Source organism: Marinomonas hwangdonensis, assembly GCF_003721245.1.
Classification (GTDB): domain Bacteria; phylum Pseudomonadota; class Gammaproteobacteria; order Pseudomonadales; family Marinomonadaceae; genus Marinomonas; species Marinomonas hwangdonensis.
Window position 1 is genome coordinate 132,680 of record NZ_RIZG01000006.1, and the last position, 16,512, is coordinate 149,191.

17 protein-coding genes are annotated in these 16,512 nt (G+C 44.5%); 3 read left to right on the forward strand and 14 right to left on the reverse strand.

Annotation, left to right across the window (positions count from 1 at the left end):
- Nucleotides 1-27: 27 nt before the first annotated feature.
- On the reverse strand, nucleotides 28-1,671 hold the full coding sequence (gene pgm / locus EBI00_RS11245) for a phosphoglucomutase (alpha-D-glucose-1,6-bisphosphate-dependent) (RefSeq protein ID WP_123096029.1): 1,644 nt from the start codon (nucleotides 1,669-1,671) through the stop codon (nucleotides 28-30).
- Between the two features lie 116 nt (nucleotides 1,672-1,787).
- Entirely contained in the window at nucleotides 1,788-2,912 is a 1,125-nt protein-coding gene (locus EBI00_RS11250; protein WP_123096030.1) for a beta-ketoacyl-ACP synthase III, read from the reverse strand.
- 291 nt (nucleotides 2,913-3,203) lie between these two features.
- Between EBI00_RS11250 and EBI00_RS11255 the strand changes: the two genes are divergently transcribed.
- Nucleotides 3,204-4,355 carry a patatin-like phospholipase family protein gene (locus EBI00_RS11255; protein WP_123096031.1) on the forward strand — a complete coding sequence of 384 codons (1,152 nt, stop codon included), beginning with the start codon at nucleotides 3,204-3,206 and terminating at the stop codon, nucleotides 4,353-4,355.
- Here EBI00_RS11255 and murI read toward each other — a convergent pair.
- Genes murI through EBI00_RS11290 form a run of 7 tightly spaced genes read right to left on the reverse strand, consistent with a single transcriptional unit; the run spans nucleotide 4,348 to nucleotide 10,510 of the window.
- Nucleotides 4,348-5,172 (reverse strand): glutamate racemase, encoded by an 825-nt coding sequence (gene murI / locus EBI00_RS11260; protein WP_123096032.1) that lies wholly within the window; start codon nucleotides 5,170-5,172, stop codon nucleotides 4,348-4,350. The two genes, EBI00_RS11255 and murI, sit on opposite strands and share 8 nt — an antisense overlap.
- Nucleotides 5,169-6,260 (reverse strand): UDP-N-acetylmuramate dehydrogenase, encoded by a 1,092-nt coding sequence (gene murB / locus EBI00_RS11265; protein WP_241557019.1) that lies wholly within the window; start codon nucleotides 6,258-6,260, stop codon nucleotides 5,169-5,171. The genes murI and murB overlap by 4 nt, the downstream gene beginning before the upstream one ends.
- Nucleotides 6,257-6,454, reverse strand: a complete 198-nt coding sequence (locus EBI00_RS11270; RefSeq protein ID WP_123096033.1) for a Trm112 family protein — start codon at nucleotides 6,452-6,454, stop codon at nucleotides 6,257-6,259. The genes murB and EBI00_RS11270 overlap by 4 nt, the downstream gene beginning before the upstream one ends.
- Nucleotides 6,447-7,484: a tetraacyldisaccharide 4'-kinase gene (gene lpxK, locus EBI00_RS11275; protein WP_123096034.1), complete on the reverse strand. Its 1,038-nt coding sequence runs from the start codon at nucleotides 7,482-7,484 to the stop codon at nucleotides 6,447-6,449. Before lpxK ends, EBI00_RS11270 begins: the two co-directional genes overlap by 8 nt.
- The gene (locus EBI00_RS11280) at nucleotides 7,481-7,903 is read right to left on the reverse strand and encodes an ExbD/TolR family protein (RefSeq protein ID WP_123096035.1); all 423 of its coding nucleotides are present in this window, start codon (nucleotides 7,901-7,903) and stop codon (nucleotides 7,481-7,483) included. The genes lpxK and EBI00_RS11280 overlap by 4 nt, the downstream gene beginning before the upstream one ends.
- Nucleotides 7,903-8,526 carry a MotA/TolQ/ExbB proton channel family protein gene (locus EBI00_RS11285; protein ID WP_123096036.1) on the reverse strand — a complete coding sequence of 208 codons (624 nt, stop codon included), beginning with the start codon at nucleotides 8,524-8,526 and terminating at the stop codon, nucleotides 7,903-7,905. Before EBI00_RS11285 ends, EBI00_RS11280 begins: the two co-directional genes overlap by 1 nt.
- A gap of 13 nt (nucleotides 8,527-8,539) precedes the next feature.
- Complete coding sequence (locus tag EBI00_RS11290) at nucleotides 8,540-10,510, reverse strand: ComEC/Rec2 family competence protein (RefSeq protein WP_123096037.1); 1,971 nt, start codon at nucleotides 10,508-10,510, stop codon at nucleotides 8,540-8,542.
- Between the two features lie 42 nt (nucleotides 10,511-10,552).
- Between EBI00_RS11290 and EBI00_RS11295 the strand changes: the two genes are divergently transcribed.
- Nucleotides 10,553-11,062 (forward strand): DUF2062 domain-containing protein, encoded by a 510-nt coding sequence (locus EBI00_RS11295; protein WP_123096038.1) that lies wholly within the window; start codon nucleotides 10,553-10,555, stop codon nucleotides 11,060-11,062.
- A 64-nt stretch (nucleotides 11,063-11,126) separates the two neighbouring features.
- Here EBI00_RS11295 and EBI00_RS11300 read toward each other — a convergent pair whose 3' ends face one another.
- The 5 genes from EBI00_RS11300 to dapA all read right to left on the reverse strand — a co-directional run bounded on the left by EBI00_RS11300 (nucleotide 11,127) and on the right by dapA (nucleotide 15,838).
- Nucleotides 11,127-11,825 carry an ABC transporter ATP-binding protein gene (locus EBI00_RS11300; RefSeq protein WP_123096039.1) on the reverse strand — a complete coding sequence of 233 codons (699 nt, stop codon included), beginning with the start codon at nucleotides 11,823-11,825 and terminating at the stop codon, nucleotides 11,127-11,129.
- Nucleotides 11,818-13,062 (reverse strand): lipoprotein-releasing ABC transporter permease subunit, encoded by a 1,245-nt coding sequence (locus EBI00_RS11305; RefSeq protein WP_123096119.1) that lies wholly within the window; start codon nucleotides 13,060-13,062, stop codon nucleotides 11,818-11,820. Before EBI00_RS11305 ends, EBI00_RS11300 begins: the two co-directional genes overlap by 8 nt.
- Nucleotides 13,063-13,126: 64 nt before the next feature.
- On the reverse strand, nucleotides 13,127-13,843 hold the full coding sequence (gene purC, locus EBI00_RS11310; RefSeq protein ID WP_123096040.1) for a phosphoribosylaminoimidazolesuccinocarboxamide synthase: 717 nt from the start codon (nucleotides 13,841-13,843) through the stop codon (nucleotides 13,127-13,129).
- 40 nt (nucleotides 13,844-13,883) lie between these two features.
- Nucleotides 13,884-14,960, reverse strand: coding sequence for a hypothetical protein (locus tag EBI00_RS11315; protein ID WP_123096041.1), 1,077 nt, complete (start codon nucleotides 14,958-14,960; stop codon nucleotides 13,884-13,886).
- The gene (gene dapA / locus EBI00_RS11320) at nucleotides 14,957-15,838 is read right to left on the reverse strand and encodes a 4-hydroxy-tetrahydrodipicolinate synthase (RefSeq protein WP_123096042.1); all 882 of its coding nucleotides are present in this window, start codon (nucleotides 15,836-15,838) and stop codon (nucleotides 14,957-14,959) included. Before dapA ends, EBI00_RS11315 begins: the two co-directional genes overlap by 4 nt.
- Nucleotides 15,839-16,043: 205 nt before the next feature.
- Between dapA and bcp the strand changes: the two genes are divergently transcribed.
- The gene (gene bcp / locus EBI00_RS11325; RefSeq protein WP_123096043.1) at nucleotides 16,044-16,493 is read left to right on the forward strand and encodes a thioredoxin-dependent thiol peroxidase; all 450 of its coding nucleotides are present in this window, start codon (nucleotides 16,044-16,046) and stop codon (nucleotides 16,491-16,493) included.
- Nucleotides 16,494-16,512 lie beyond the last annotated feature (19 nt).

A 16,512-nucleotide genomic window follows, 5' to 3' on the forward strand; every position in this document is an offset into this window, starting at 1 on the left:
CTGTTGTCGATAAAGCCAAAGGCCGACTTAGCTAGCTAAAACACTGTCCACTAGCTCTTTCGCTTCCCTTTCCAACTCAGCCAGATGATTTTCTGAAATAAAGCTTTCTAAATAGATTTTGTAGACATTTTCTGTTCCAGAGGGCCGAGCAGCGAACCAACCATTTCCCGTCGACACTTTAAGCCCACCAATGGCAGCGCCGTTGCCAGGGGCATGGGTTAAAACCGAGGTAATAGCCTCACCCGCTAACGTTTTTTGCGTAACATTTTTCGCATCTAACGCACCCAATAACGCTTTTTGTGCGGAATTGGCCGCCACGTCAATACGCTTATAATAAGGTTTTCCGTATTGAGCAACCTGCTCATTATAGAGGGTTTGTGGGTCTTTACCCGTGACAGCCAGAATTTCAGCGGCCAACAGCGCCATGATGAAACCGTCTTTATCAGTTGTCCATACGCTTGCATCTTTACGCAAAAAAGAGGCCCCTGCACTTTCTTCACCACCAAATGCCATAGACCCTTCAAACATGCCTTCGACATACCATTTAAAGCCAACAGGCACTTCACAAAGCTGACGCCCCAGTCCTTGTACCACACGATCAATCATGCCACTGGAAACCAAGGTTTTACCAAACTGGATGTCTTGCGACCATTGCGGTCTGTTTTTTGACAAGTACTCAATAGCGACAGCAAGATAGGCATTCGGATTCATCAAGCCAGATTGTGCACAAACAATACCATGACGATCATAATCAGGGTCATTTCCCACCGCGATATCGAAATCGTCTTTAAGCTTTAGTAGGCCCTGCATGGAATATGGTGATGAACAATCCATGCGAATTCGACCATCTTTATCCAGCGGGACAAAACGAAAAGTCGCATCAACCTCAGTGTTGACTACTTGAATATCCAAACCGTATTTCTTAGCAATGGGCTCCCAGTAGTAAATGCCAGACCCACCCATGGGATCAACACCTATACGAATTTTTGCCTTGGCAATGGCTTGCATGTCAATGACGTTTTCTAAGTCATTGACATAGTGATTAATGAAATCAAAAGACTCAATTAGGCCACAGGATTGCGTATCTTGCAGAGATAAACGCTTGACGCCGACTAGGTTGTTTTCTAGTAATGCGTTGGCTCTTTTCGCCACCCAGTCTGTGATGTCTTTGTCGGCTGGACCACCCTTGAGTGAATTGTATTTAATCCCTCCATCCTCAGGCGGATTATGAGATGGTGTAATCACAATACCATCACTGACATCGTGCTGGTGCTTGTTATGGGTCAATATGGCATGGGAAATGACAGGGGTTGGCGTATAACCGCCATTCAATTGAGTACGCACACGTACACCATTGGCAGTGAGCACGCTCAATGTTGTTTGAAAGGCAGCCTCTGATAAGGCGTGAGTGTCTTTGCCTAGATACAAGGGTCCTGAGATATTCTGCGTCTGACGATACTCCGCAATGGCTTGTGCAATGGCAAGAATATGCTCTTCATTAAAACTGGTTAAAAAAGCGCTGCCTCGGTGCCCTGACGTGCCAAAACTCACGCGCTCGTCTGGATGAGTGGCAGCACGAGGCTTATTAAGATAATAAGCCGTCATCAGTTCGGGAAGATTGACCAGTGAAGAATGGGGCGCTAGCTGCCCTGCTTGAGGATGAATTGCCATATTTTGAGTACCCTATTAAGTCATTGAAACCAACGGTTACAGTCTCGCCTATAATCGCATCTGTTTCAATGACTTAACCTCGGGAAGTGAGCCACGACTGCCCTAAGCATCAGTCTTTAGCGTTTTCGCAGTATTAAACTGCCTATCGAGTAGCCCGCACCAAAAGAACAGATCACACCAATATCGCCACAGGAAAGGTCCTCATGATATTTTGCAAAGGCAATAATAGAACCCGCTGAAGCTGTGTTGGCAAACTCATCCAGCACCACTGGCGCTTCTTCCAACGTGGCGTCACGACCTAATAATCGCTTGCTGATAAGTAGGTTCATATTGATATTGGCTTGATGTAACCACCAGCGTTTTAGATCTGAGACCGGAATCCCTTCACTGTGTAGATGCGCTTCAATGTGCTCAGCGGCCATAGGACACACTTCTTTAAACACTTTACGGCCGTTTTGGTGGAACAATTTATCAGCCGCGTAAGGATCTTCATCGGTCACTCGCGCGAGATAGCCAAAGTTAGAGCGAATGTTGTTGGAATACGAGGTAACGCACTTAGTGCTCACAACCTCAAAAGAATGCGCAGACTGGCACGTTGCACTAGGCTCTATCACAACAGCCGTTGCCACATCGCCAAAAATAAAATGCGAATCTCTGTCCATATAATTGACTTGGGGTGATGTCAATTCTGGATTAATAACCAATACACCTTTCGATGTACCCGCTTTAACCGCATCAACCGCCCTTTGCAAGCCAAATGTGGCAGCAGAGCAAGCCACCAACATGTCAAAACCAAAACCTTCAATACCCAATGCCGCTTGCACTTCAATGGCAATCGCAGGGTAAGAGCGTTGTGTATAGGCGCATGAGACAATGACCATGTCGATGTCTGCTGCTGTCTTATTCGCGGCTATTAACGCTTTTTTGGCGGCGGCAATCGCCATTTCCGCCTGATGAGACACGTCATCGTCGCCTCGCGCATCCAGCAGAGGTCGCATACGCTCAATGTCTAGCGCACCTTCTTTGGCGTAAATATAGCGACTTTTAATACCTGACGCCTTTTCAATGAAAGCAGCACTAGAAAGCGGTTTTGCTTCCAATTCTCCTTTTTCAATAGATTGAGCATGCTCAGTATTAAACCGCTCAGCCCAAGCATTGTAACTTGCAACAAGCTCTTCATTACTAATTGAGTAATTCGGGGTCCAAAGACCAACCCCACTAATAACAACGGAAGGGATCATTTTTTATCCTTTTTATTATGTACGATAGTTGATCTTAGTGTGCACTTAACAATATCACTATGTGTATTATAGACTTAACATCAAACAGAGATTGTGGAACACATTCCAGTCACAGTCCACAAAATGTAATAACAACAAAGCTTGATAATGCAAATTAGTTATATCACACCCGATTATAGTATCAAGATTCATGTAAACCCATTTAGTTACTGATTGTTTTAACAATGAAAATGCGTTTTGATTGTCTTCAGACGGTTTGACTCTTTAAGACGCTGGGCAAGGTGAATGTTTATGGACAATAACAACGCATTAATATTGTCGGGCGGCGGTGCACGTGCTGCGTACCAAGTTGGCGTGTTATCGGCGATGGGGAAAATGCTTCCAAAAAATACCCCACTGCCCTTTCCCACCCTGTGCGGGACCTCGGCCGGTGCTCTGAATGCCACTATGTTGGCTTCCCAAGCGGATAACTTTTCTAAGGCTGTCTCCACCCTATCTTACGTTTGGCGCCATTTAACACCAGATCAAGTATATACCCTAGGGCGTTGGCCAGTCGCCAGCTCGTTAACCAAAACCTTGTTAACCCTTTTCCATATCCACAACAATAACGCACCTATTGCATTGATGGATAATGCCCCTCTAAGTAGCCTGCTGAGCAATCATCTGGATTTTTCACGTATCAATACCGCCATAGAGCAACATCACCTTAAAGCCCTTGCGATTACCGCAATGAGTTACAGTACAGGAGAATCCACTACTTTTTTTCAAGGGGACGACATGCGACAACCTTGGCAAGGTAATCGCCGTAAAGGCGTAGCGGCTCAACTCGACGTAGAGCATCTACTGGCGTCTAGTGCAATCCCTACGATTTTCCCGACCCAAAAAATACAAGGCCATTATTATGGTGACGGCGCTATTAGACAAAAATCGGCGATCTATCCAGCCATGAAGCTGGGGGCTGATAAATTATTCATAATCGGTGTTAGCGGCAACCGCAACGACAAAAAAAAGGCTATGACTCACTCCAGTGCTGAAGAACACGCTCCCAGCATGGCGCAAATTCTAGGACAGTTATTAAATAGCGCCTTTATTGATAATTTAGAAGATGACATCACTCAATTAGAAACCATGAATAACTTGATCCGAGATCTCCCAAAGCATAAGCGAGCAAACCACCCAGAATTCCCATCACAAACATTAATCATTTCCCCGTCGGATGAGCTAAACGAAATTGCCCATCACTATATGGGAACATTGCCGAAAAATATTCGCGTGTTACTAAAAGCGGCTGGTGGATCCTCAACGGAAACGATGAGCTCGGCGGCCAGCTATTTACTTTTTACACCGGAGTATTGTCGAGCATTGATCGAATTAGGCTATCATGATGCCTTGTGGGAAAAGGATAAAATTATGGATTTTTTTGAGGACAAGACCACTAAATAGCCACGTGTCTTTGCCCACAAACAGCGTGCTTATTTAACACCCAAGACAGGAGTCTTGGCATATTCAACACACCCAATGAACTCGCTATCTCTATACTGCCCTGTTTTAACGTCGACGTATTTTGCAGTTCACACATTCTTGTTGGGTAGACTTCTTGCAGGCGTCGAATCAATTGTGCGGTGACCCCTTCGCTGGGTTCGATGATGTCACACCCGGCCCCTAACGCTTGCACAAATAAGTGCCTAACCAAAGGGTAATGTGTACAGGCCAACACCAAGGTATCTATTTTTTTCTCTGACATTTCGTGGGTTAATTGCTGAATAGTATGCTGTATTTTAGGTTCAGATTCTGGCCAAGCATCAATATCATACGCCAAGGTATCGCTCGACATCACACAAACGCGGCTGTCAGATTTCCATAAAGCAATCAAATCATTTAATCGAGCACTATTGGCTGTCACGGGGGTCGCTAATACCGCAACGTTGCGCTGTTTACTGAGCCGAAAAGCAGGCTTAACAGCAGGCTCTACACCAATAATAGGCAAAGACGTACTGGCTCTGAGTGCATCTATGGCGACGACAGTGGCAGTATTGCAAGCAACGACAATGGCGGACACTTTTTCGTTTTCAAAAAAATGCCCTATCTTTACTAACCTGTCTTGCAGTTGCAAAACACTTTTATTGCCATAGGGGGCAAAAGCGTCGTCGGCTAAATACAGCAAATCCAGATAAGGATGTTTTGTATGTATGGAATTCAGTATGGTTAAACCACCTGCGCCAGAATCAATCACCCCCACCTTTAAACCTGAACCACTCAAATTAACACATCCTCAACAACGGCTTCACTGGGTAAGCGAACAGGTTCACGCTCTAACAGAACACCGTATAGATCGAAAACAGACGCCTGTATCTGCGTCTCTAATGCCAATAAGGATTGAGCAGTGTCATCACTGTAATTAACCAACACCAAAGCTTGTTTATCATACACACCCACACCTTGATATTGCTTACCTTTCCATCCAGCTTGGTCAATCAGCCAACCCGCCGCCAGTTTAAAGTTTCCTTCGAAAGGAAAAGATACCATAGTCGGAAAGCGCTTTTTTAAGTCAACATGCTGAGCTTCACTGACAATAGGGTTTTTAAAAAAGCTCCCTGCATTCGCCAGTTTTTTTGGATCTGGCAATTTTTCATCGCGCACACGACACACCAGCTCAAAAACCTCTTTTAGAGTCGGTTCAGGTTTAAGTATGTTGGATAAACCGCCATAACTTAACGTCAGGGAACCCTTCTTTTTAAGCGACAATTCAACGGCCGTAATCAATCGTGTGTCTTTCCATTGATGTTTAAAATGACTGTCGCGGTAAGCAAAACCACAATCTAGCGCATTGATCCAATGAACATCGCCTGATGCCGTATTGATAACCTGAACACGAGCTAAGACGTCTTTTATTTCTACCCCATACGCCCCTATGTTCTGTACGGGCGCGGCACCCACAGTGCCAGGAATCAAGGCCAAATTTTCGATACCAAACCAGCCTTTATTAACGGCATAGTCGACAACGTGATGCCAATTTTCGCCCGCGGCAACGGTCAAGGTAACGACATTACCGCCTCGATCTTTCGCATGCATACCCAGTAAGCGATTGATAATAACCAATCCTGGTATGTCGGCAGTAATCAACAGATTGCTGCCACCACCAATCATGGTAACGGGTAAATCAAAGTGATTTGCCCATTGCAACAGCGCCTTGAGAGACTCCAGCGTATTCGCAATCGCAAAATATTCGGCACAGTAAGCGAAACGAAACGTATTGTAAGAAGCCAAGGAAATATTCGTTTGAATTGACTCTTCAACCGCTTGCGCAAAGGAATCGCTTATATTGAACCGCATTGTTTGCGATTTCATTTTGTCGAACCTGATTCTAGACGCTCGTCAGTGGTGAGTGTTCTCGCTTCCGTTTCTAACAATACCGGAATGCCATCACGGACTGGATACGCCATGCCCCCCATTTTACTGATCAATTCTGTACCATCTTTGCTTAACGTAAGAGGCGCTTTTGTCACTGGGCATACAAGAATATCTAATAAGGTTTTATTCATGACTATTGTCCGTATTTAAAAGGGTTAAGGTTTTAATAAAGGCTTGCTGGAAAGACTCCGACAGTACCAATGAAACAGGTAAATACCAAACATTGGTATTATTCAGTGCTAGAGACTGGCATTTAACAGCGTCTTTTTCCGTCATGATAACGGCACCATCTGATGGCACGTCGTCAACATTAAAATCATGATGGTCAGAAAACCACCGATATGAGGCATTCTGTGGTGATAAGCCGAGTTGCTCTAGTGTTTCAACAAAACGCGCTGGATTGCCAATGCCAGCCATCACATGCCACTTAATGCCGCGTCCAAAAGCTTCTGAAAAGTGCATCTGTCTTGCGTTATCTAAAGACACCATCGCATTAGAAACAAGCGGTGCTAAACTGATAGGTAAAGCCAGTTTATTTAACGCCTCTGTCATTGTATCAGCGATGCTAACCACAAAGTCTACTTCGTTGAGTCGCTCAACGGGCTCTCTTAGTGGCCCAACAGGTAATAATTGACCGTTCCCAACACCACGCTTAGCGTCAAGCATGGCAATCTCAATGTCTCTATCAAGCTGATAATGTTGCATACCATCATCACTGATGACGATATTAATATCGGTTGTGGCGAGAAGGTGTTTAACGGCCTCATCTCTTTTAGGAAAAACCACCATGGGACATGCAGCACGGCGCGCCAGCATTAAAGGCTCATCGCCCACCGCTAACACAGAACTATGAGGGTACACATGCGTCGGTGATGATACTTTTGCACCATGACCGCGGGAAACAATGCCAGGGCGATAACCGTGTTCGGATAAAAGCTGACACAAGGCAACTACCATAGGAGACTTGCCCGTGCCACCCACACTGATGTTTCCCACAACAATAACGGGAACAGGCGCTTTATAAGCCCCGTTAGAGCCTTGTAAAAATGCCTTCCTTTTTTTCATCACTAGCGTCTTGACCAAGGGCTGAAGTGGTTGAAAAATTTTCGTCCAGCAACTCTTACCGTACCAAGCCTGTGTGAACCATGACTCAACACTCATTGAACAGGCTCTTTCTGTGCTGTATGAGCCAGTTTTGTGATCCCCAATGACGCGGCGGCGTCATATACCCTTAACACCATATCATAAGAAGATTTTGCGTCTGCCGTGATGATTAAAGGGCGAGTATAATCGCCTTGGGTCACTTCCTTTAACCCCTGTACTAAAGTGCTCACACGCTCATTGATTAAGGTTTGACCATTAATCACATATTGGCCATCCGCCGTAATAATCAATTCCACATTTTGAGTACGATCAGAACTGGGGGCGTTAGACGTTGCGGTTGGTAAATCTATGGTGAGTTCAGTGCTTTGGTTAAATGTCGTACTCACCATGAAAAAAATCAATAACAAAAAAACCACGTCTATTAGAGGCGTTAAATTTATTTGTACGTCTTCTATTTTTTGACGACGAAATTTCACTAGGCTACCCCTGTTTTATCCCGGTCGCCATGCAGTGTGTCCACGAGCTTTGTGGATTGTTGCTCCATGGTAACCACCAACTCGTCTATGCGGCGACTGAAAAAGCGGTGAAAAATCAACGCAGGAATGGCTACACCTAAGCCTGCCGCTGTCGTCAATAAGGCTTCCGAAATACCACCAGCCAATAATGCCGTATTACCCGCTCCGCTTTCCATTAACACAGAGAATACCTTGATCATGCCGACCACGGTACCTAACAAGCCTAACAATGGTGATATGGCGGCAATCGTGCCTAATGTATTCATAAAACGTTCTAATTCATGAATAACATGGCTCGCTGCTTCCTGAACACTTTCCTTCATTGCACTTCGACCATGTTTTGAATTTAGCAAACCAGCCGCAAAAATAGAGGCTAAGCCCGTTTTACCTTGCATAGAGCGAATATAATCCAGCGTCATTCTATCGTCGCGTAATCGGGTCATAACCTCTGATAAAAGGGTTTTCGGGGCGATGCTGGACTTGCGCAGCGTCCAGAAACGCTCAAGGATAATGGTCAGCGCAATAATAGAACACGCTAAAATCGGCCACATAAAAAAACCACCAGTTTGAATAAAGGCTAGCACTTCGATCTCCAATTTAAATTTGCTGGTAATTTAGCATACTCTCTAAGGTTTCAACACGTTTGCAAGTGTCAGATTTTACGAGAAAAAATAAATAAATACAGGACGAATGACGTAAGGATACGTAATCCTTATGCAAATAAAAGTGTAAGGACTCTCCCGGTGGCACAATAACCCAGTGGATATCTAGCGCATCAAAAGTAGTCAGAGTTTGCTGACGGTTAGCTTGCTTTAGGAGGACCCAACGAACCTCTTTTTCTAACAATAAAAATGGGTCAGGATTACGCAGCATTTGAGTTGATAAAAAATTCAGTGTGGCGTGACTCTGAGACATTTTATTCGCACCCAAGTATATACTCAGAGGTTTCACCATAATATCTTTCTGAAGCCAGCGATCACTGGTGATCACGCGGTTATTTTCTTGAAAAACAAACACATTTTCGATGTTGGTTATGCTTGAATAATGAAAAAAAGGCTTAAACAAGCTTGTAGAAAATAAAACACACCAAATACCCAAGGCCATCACCATGCCCCGTTTTAATGGGCTTTGATACACCCAGAGCACCACTAACAGCAACATAATCCATCTTGGGAACGTTGATGAAAAGGAGTCAAAGTTCAACAAAGGCCCTTTAAACGCAATCCATTCAAGACTGTACATAACGTAGCCCAGCAGCTTATCAAGTAAGAAATAGCCATAACTTGTTCCCACTAATGCGGCCTCTAACGAAGACAGTATTCCCCACGGGAACCACACCAAGCCTGCAAATGGAATCAGCATAACATTGACTAAAATGGAAACACCCGAAATGGCGTCTTGCCAACCAAGCACCAACACCATAGATGCGGTGGTGAGCATTACCTGTACCATAAAGAGCCGAGAGAACACCGTTATCCCCTGACAAAAACCAATTAATAAATACACCATGCTAAATGACAACCACAAACCAGGGCTTAAAACGGTTCTGGGATCCAGCAAGAGCACCAGCCAAAGCGCAAAAGTAATCACTTCATAAGCTGAAAACTTAAGGGCCAACAACCTAGCGAGCATATACACACTGAGCATAATAGAAGCCCTGACAACGGGCTCCCCCCAATCTGTCAGATACGCATAAGTAAATAACAAAGGCATCACAATAATGGCATCACAATGCCAACGGGTTAAGCCGGATAACAGCCACTTATCGGGAAATATCCGCCATGCAAACTGACTAAACAATCGACCGATAATAAACATAAAACCCGTATGCAAGCCAGACACAACGAATAAGTGCGCCAGTCCAAGCACACGCACCACCCAAGTGTCCTTCTCACTCCATAGGTTGTCTTGACCAAGCAACAAGGCTTTTGAAAAACGCCATGAATCAAACCCCTGCAACTTATCATCCAAATGCGACTGTATACGGTCTCTGAAACCTTGTTGTCGGTCTTGAACAGCCCATTGCTCTTTATCTAAACGCGTTAAGCTCAGTTCAGCCATTTGCCGTTTGACGTATAAATTACGCTCCCACCACGCGCCGTTTTTGTTGGGTAAGGTAATGCGTCGAATCCTGGCTTGTGCCAAAGAGGCAGGATCCACTTGCAGACTAAAATCATCAGTTACAAGACTTGTTAACTGACTCACTACCTTGAGGGTAAAGTCCCTTTCAATAAAGCGCGTACCATTTTCATGAAAATAAACAATTTGGATCGAAGCGTTGTCGTCGACAGAAAGCGAATTCACGTTAAAAGGCCGCTCTACGTGTATCTTTTTCTCATCAAAATCAATAAGAACACGCTCATCAAGCTGAAACTCAAAGGTTGGCAGGGAGAAGTATTCGCTTTGCGCAACGGCAAAAATTGAAAAGCCTGCGGCAAGACAAAGGATTAAACGTTTTGAATGGATTAAATAAAGACACACAAGAATGATGTGCGTAGAATATAGCCATTCGTAGCCAATCGGCACCATCACGGCGCCAATTAAGATGGACAAACTACTTAGTAACATAAGACCTCCATGTCTTAAATTGCTAATCTATTTAACCCAATTATGCCGAAAAATTACTTAAAAAGAATCTTACCTAATCCCGACAAGCTGAGAAAAAGCAAGGCGTTGGGATTATTAGGTTCACAGATTTATGAACCCAACTTATGGCACTTAAGCCGTAAATCCGTTGCACGAGCGTTTTTGAATGGTGTCTTTTGGGCGTTTATTCCAATGCCCTTTCAAATGCTCGCCTCAGCCTTACTTGCTATTCCTTTGCGAGCTAACATCCCGCTGTCTATTGCTTTAGTGTGGGTAAGCAACCCCGTCACAATGCCCTTTGTATTTTATTTTAATTATAAAGTGGGCACCGTTATCCTTGGTGAACACGTCCACAGCGATTTTCATTTTTCGGTTGAATGGATATGGGGGCAGATGGAGCAAATATGGTTACCATTATATTTAGGCTCCACCTTGTGTGGACTATCGGCGGGGATAATTGGCTATCTTGTCATCAGTTTTTTATGGCGATTCCACGTCGTCAAGCGCTGGCAAGAACGAAAACGACGTTTATAAAATGCCTGACTTAGTGCACTCTAAGTACGATTAAGACCACATCTAAGTACGATTAAGACCACATCTAAGCATTCAACCCTTTCAATATAGTTAATCTTCCCTGAGAAAGGCGATAAGCTGAATCCATCCAATCCAACATCTTTTCATCATGAGTGACCACTAGAAACGCCATATTGTATCGGTTTTTCAAATCAACGATTAAACGCTGAATCTCAAGAGACGTTTTTTCATCTAGATTTCCCGTAGGTTCATCCATTAACACGCATGCCGGGCGGTTTGCCAAAGCACGAGCGATCGCAACACGCTGCCTTTCTCCGCCAGACAGCTGTGATGGCTTATGATGAATGCGATCCGCCAAACCCACTTGCCCTAACAACTCTTTGGCCCGTTCCGCTGCTTTTGCTCTGGGCATTTTTGCAATCCACATGGGCATCAGCACATTTTCCAATGCTGAAAACTCGGCCAACAAATGATGGAATTGATAAACAAATCCCATTTCTTTATTGCGCATCTTTGAACGTTTAGCATCATTAATACTAGACCAAGATACTTGTGCCAGCTTCACCTCACCAGCCGTGGCTAAATCAAGACCGGCTAACAAATTAAGTAAGGTGGTTTTGCCGGAACCCGAGGCCCCCACAATGGCTGAAATCTCTCCTTTTTGGAGGGTGAAGTCGATCGAGTCAAAAACATCAACAAGCTGTTTGCCATCTTGATACTGTTTGGACAAGTCGTGACATTCTAACACTATCTGATTATTCATAACGCAGAGCCTCTGCTGGTTCAACTTTTGAAGCACGCCATGCAGGGTAAATCGTAGCAGCGACCGTCATAACAAATGCGGAAGCGACAATGACACGCACATCTGACCATTTCAGCTCAGAGGGTAAATAATTAATAAAATACACGTCCGCATTAAGAAATTGAACACCAAGAAGAGTTTGTAAACCGGCGATCATATCACTGACGTTTAAGGCTAACGCGACCCCCAAAACCACACCAATAAGGGTCCCTAATAAGCCAATAAACATACCTTGCACTATGAACACCCACATTACCTGAGCCGATGTCAGACCCATAGTGCGCAATATCGCAATATCATTGCGCTTGTCAGTTACCACCATGACCAACGTTGAAACAATATTAAACGCCGCTACCGCCACAATCAGCAAGAGCAGCAAACCTATCATGGTTTTTTCCATCTGGATTGCTTGAAACAAGTTACCGTGAGTGCGAGTCCAGTTACTCACTCTATTTTGCCCTGGCACCGCTCGCGCAATATCCCAAATACGCGTTGGCGCAAGAAACAAGTCATCAAAAGAGATACGAAGCGCCTCAACACCGTCTTCGTCATAGCGTTTAAGCTTGGCAGCATCTTGAATATTAATATAAGCCAAACCGCTGTCGAGCTCTGCCCCCACCTCAAACGTTCCAACCACAGTAAAACGCTTTAATACCGGCGCAACCCCAGCGATAGATACATTGGCTTTGGGTAAAATAGCGGTGACCTTGTCACCGAGCCCTACATTTAACATTCTGGCTAATTGTGAGCCAAGCACTATTCCAAAACGAACCTCATCCAAAGCCTCTAATGAGCCAGACGCCATATTATCGCCAATAATGGAAACTTTCTTTTCCATCTCTGGATGAATACCATTTAGTATAGCGCCATGCACGTTGGCACCAGATTGGAACATAACTTGCGCTTGCGTTTGGGGAGCGACACCAATGACATTTGGCATATTTGAAATTTGCTGTGCCGTATTGCGCCAATCCTCTAATACAGGCGACCCCCAAAGAGTAGCATGAGGAACCATCCCCAAAATACGTTGACGCAATTCTCTATCAAAGCCATTCATGACCGAAAGCACGGTAATTAAAACCATTACACCCAACGCTAAGCCCGCAACGGAAGAAAAGCTGATAAAGGAGATGAAATGATTTGAACGCTTGGCCCGGGCATAGCGTAGACCAATAGCGAGAGGAAGAAGATTAATCAAAGTGTGTCCTTGCATAGCAAAAAATGGAGGGAAAACCCTCCATTACTACTGATCACAAAACCGCTTACGCGTTGAAATCGATACCAATACGGCGACCTACGTCTTCGTAAGCCTCGATCACTCCGCCTAAACCTTGACGAAAACGGTCTTTGTCTAGTTTTTCTTTTGTTTCTGCATCCCATAGGCGACAGCCATCAGGTGAAAACTCATCCCCTAATATCACTTCACCCTTATACAAACCAAATTCAAGTTTGTAATCAACCAGTATCATGTCGCCTGCAGCAAAAAGCGCCTTCAGAACATCATTAACTTGATACGTTAACGCTTTAGCCTTAGCGAGATCGGATGCCTTAGCCCAACCAAACGCTTCAACATGTGACTCGTTGATCATTGGATCACCCAGGGCGTCGTTCTTCAAAAATAACTCAAACGTAGGCGGATTAAGAGTAACGCCCTCCTCAACACCTAAACGTCGACATAAACTGCCAGCCGCCACATTACGTACGACACACTCAACAGGCATCATATCAAGGCACTTTACCAAAGACTCTGTGTCACTCAACAGGGCTTCAAAATGCGTTGGAATGCCAGCTTCTTGAAGTTTCGTCATAATAAATGCATTGAATTTATTATTGACCATCCCTTTGCGGTCTAACTGTTCAATACGCTTACCATCAAATGCCGAGGTATCGTCACGAAACATTAACACCATTTTGTCAGGGTCATCGGTACGGTATACAGATTTTGCCTTACCTGCATACAGTTCTTGTCGCTTTTCCATTGGAGAGTCTCCGGTTTTCATTTTTGAGGGGTTTTCAACTTCAATTAATAAAACGTTGTGCCAATCTGAAAGAAACAACTTCTGGATTAGGCGCGGCGGATACATCAATGACTAAAAAGTACCCCGCTTTCTGTTTTGTGATCTCGTAGGGATATTCTCTTTTATCCCAGGTAACATCATTTAAATTACGACGGTAAACGTTGAATAATTTTTGTTTTTGACCATTCCCTAGAGGGATACTTAAATCAATCACATCGCCAATTCGCGCAACCTGATCAGCAGGAACGGGAGACACAAATTGCGTTTTGTCGGGCATTAAATACAGATTGGCAGATTCAAAAGTCGATAACAGACGGGATTCACTGACTGGCTCTTTGCCCAATTGGATAGCATACATACCCTCGTGATCTACCCACATTGGAAAATCGGATACACTCTCACGGTTAGAAAGAAAAGCGGAAGATTGGTTTAACTGTCGTCCAATCACACCCCAAAGTCGAACAGCGACGGCGTAAGCATCTTCATTTTTGTTCGGTGTCATCCAACCAGTAGGCTCAATGCCTTCCTGTTCTTCACGATACGTTACCTGAATAACGGTTTGGCCATTAACGGTATCAAACTCAAAAGAAAACGCCGTTTGTTTTGGGTATATTCTCGTTACACTGCTCCAAACGGAAGACAGCCACCCCTGAGGATGAAAATCAAAAGGCACACTTGTTAATGTATTCTCTGTTTGAGAAGCGATCGGCGTTCCCGCACCATAAAGTGATGTTAAATAATCAGCCACAATACGTTTGGCATTTTCAACACCGGTAGGAACAACCAATGAAAAAGCCTCTTCGGTCTCATTCACAGTGACTTCAACCATGGGATAAAACACAAAAGGTGCTCTTGGAATGGTAAAAGGCTTTGATGGTGTTAACGACGCAATTTTATCTTCATTTGGTATAACCAGAACATCACGTGACGGTACGGCACCCTCTGGCACGATAAGAGCCGAACTATTGCTAACTTGGTCCTGATAATCGTCGGTGTGATCTGTCAAAAAAAGGCTACAACCTGACAATACCAAGGTCGCTGTGCTCAAACTCACTACTTTAAACAAGATTTTGTTCATACTGATAACACTCCAGCTTCTATTAGTGCCTGGCGAACGGCAGAATGATGCTGATCAGACAGTGGCGTTAACGGTAATCGAATGCCTTCCTGACATAAGTTTAGTTGACTACACGCCCACTTTACTGGGATAGGGTTGGACTCTAGAAAAAGATTGCTGTGCAGTGACGCAATAGTTGCATCAAGCGCGTGCGCTTTATCAGAATGACCGGTCAAAGCAAGCTCAGCAGCTTGAGCAACGACTCTTGGCGCCACATTCGCCGTCACAGAGATATTGCCTTTACCTCCCAACAACATCAAAGATACAGCGGTCGCGTCGTCACCAGAATAAACCGCAAAATCTGCCGGCACCAGATTAATCAATGCTTCTCCACGCTCTAAGTCGCCCGTCGCATCTTTAACCCCAACAATGTTGTTAACGGCAGAAAGGCGTACAACAGTTTCATTCTGCATGTCGCAAGCGGTTCTTCCAGGAACGTTATACAAAATCTGAGGAATATCCACCGCGTCAGCAATGGCTTTGAAATGTTGAAACAATCCCTCTTGTGTGGGTTTGTTGTAGTATGGCGTAACCAAAAGACAGGCATCCGCGCCCGCCTCTTTCGCTCGGCGCGTCAAATCAATGGCTTCGTGAGTCGCGTTAGCGCCCGTACCAGCAATAACCGGCACTCTACCATTCACGGTATTAACCACTTGGCGAATGACATTAGTATGCTCTTCAGGCGTTAAGGTTGAGGATTCCCCCGTAGTGCCTACCGCGACAATACCGTGCGTCCCTTCGCTGATGTGAAACTCTACAAGATCATCTAATTTTTTAGTATCTACAGCGCCATCTGGTGACATAGGTGTGATGAGCGCAACTAAACTACCTGTGATCATTTCGAGTCTCCGATAAAATTATAAGCGGGCCTATAGTAACGCCCAGCCCCCTCTTTAACAATAATAGAGGGGCGTAAAGCCCGAGTAAAATGATAGAAAAAGCCCTTGAGGGATTTATCCGCCCATACTTGTTACGCTAAACTTAATTAAGTTAATAATATATAGGCTATTTTTTAAACACACCTCACCTAATAGAGAGCACATTATGACGATTGAAATTAGACAAAAGGCGCCCGATTTTAGCGCCAAAGATCAAAATGGCGACACCATCACTTTGAGCCAATTTAAAGGCAAAAAAGTGGTGCTGTATTTTTATCCAAGAGACTCAACACCAGGCTGTACTGCTCAGGCCTGCGATCTGCGTGACAATTACCAAGCTCTGTTAGATCAAGGTTACGTCGTTCTTGGTGTGAGCACAGACACCGAAAAGAAACACCAAAACTTCATTGCAAAATACGATTTGCCATTCCCTTTAATCGCTGATACTGAAAAAGAGGTACATGCGCTATATGGCACTTGGCAATTGAAAAAGTTCATGGGCAAGGAATCAATGGGCACAGTAAGAACCACATTTATTATCGATGAAGAAGGGGTTATTGCGGACATTATCAGCAAGGTGAAAACCAAGGCTCACTCAGAACAAATACTAAAATAAAGCATTCAGAGTGGGACGC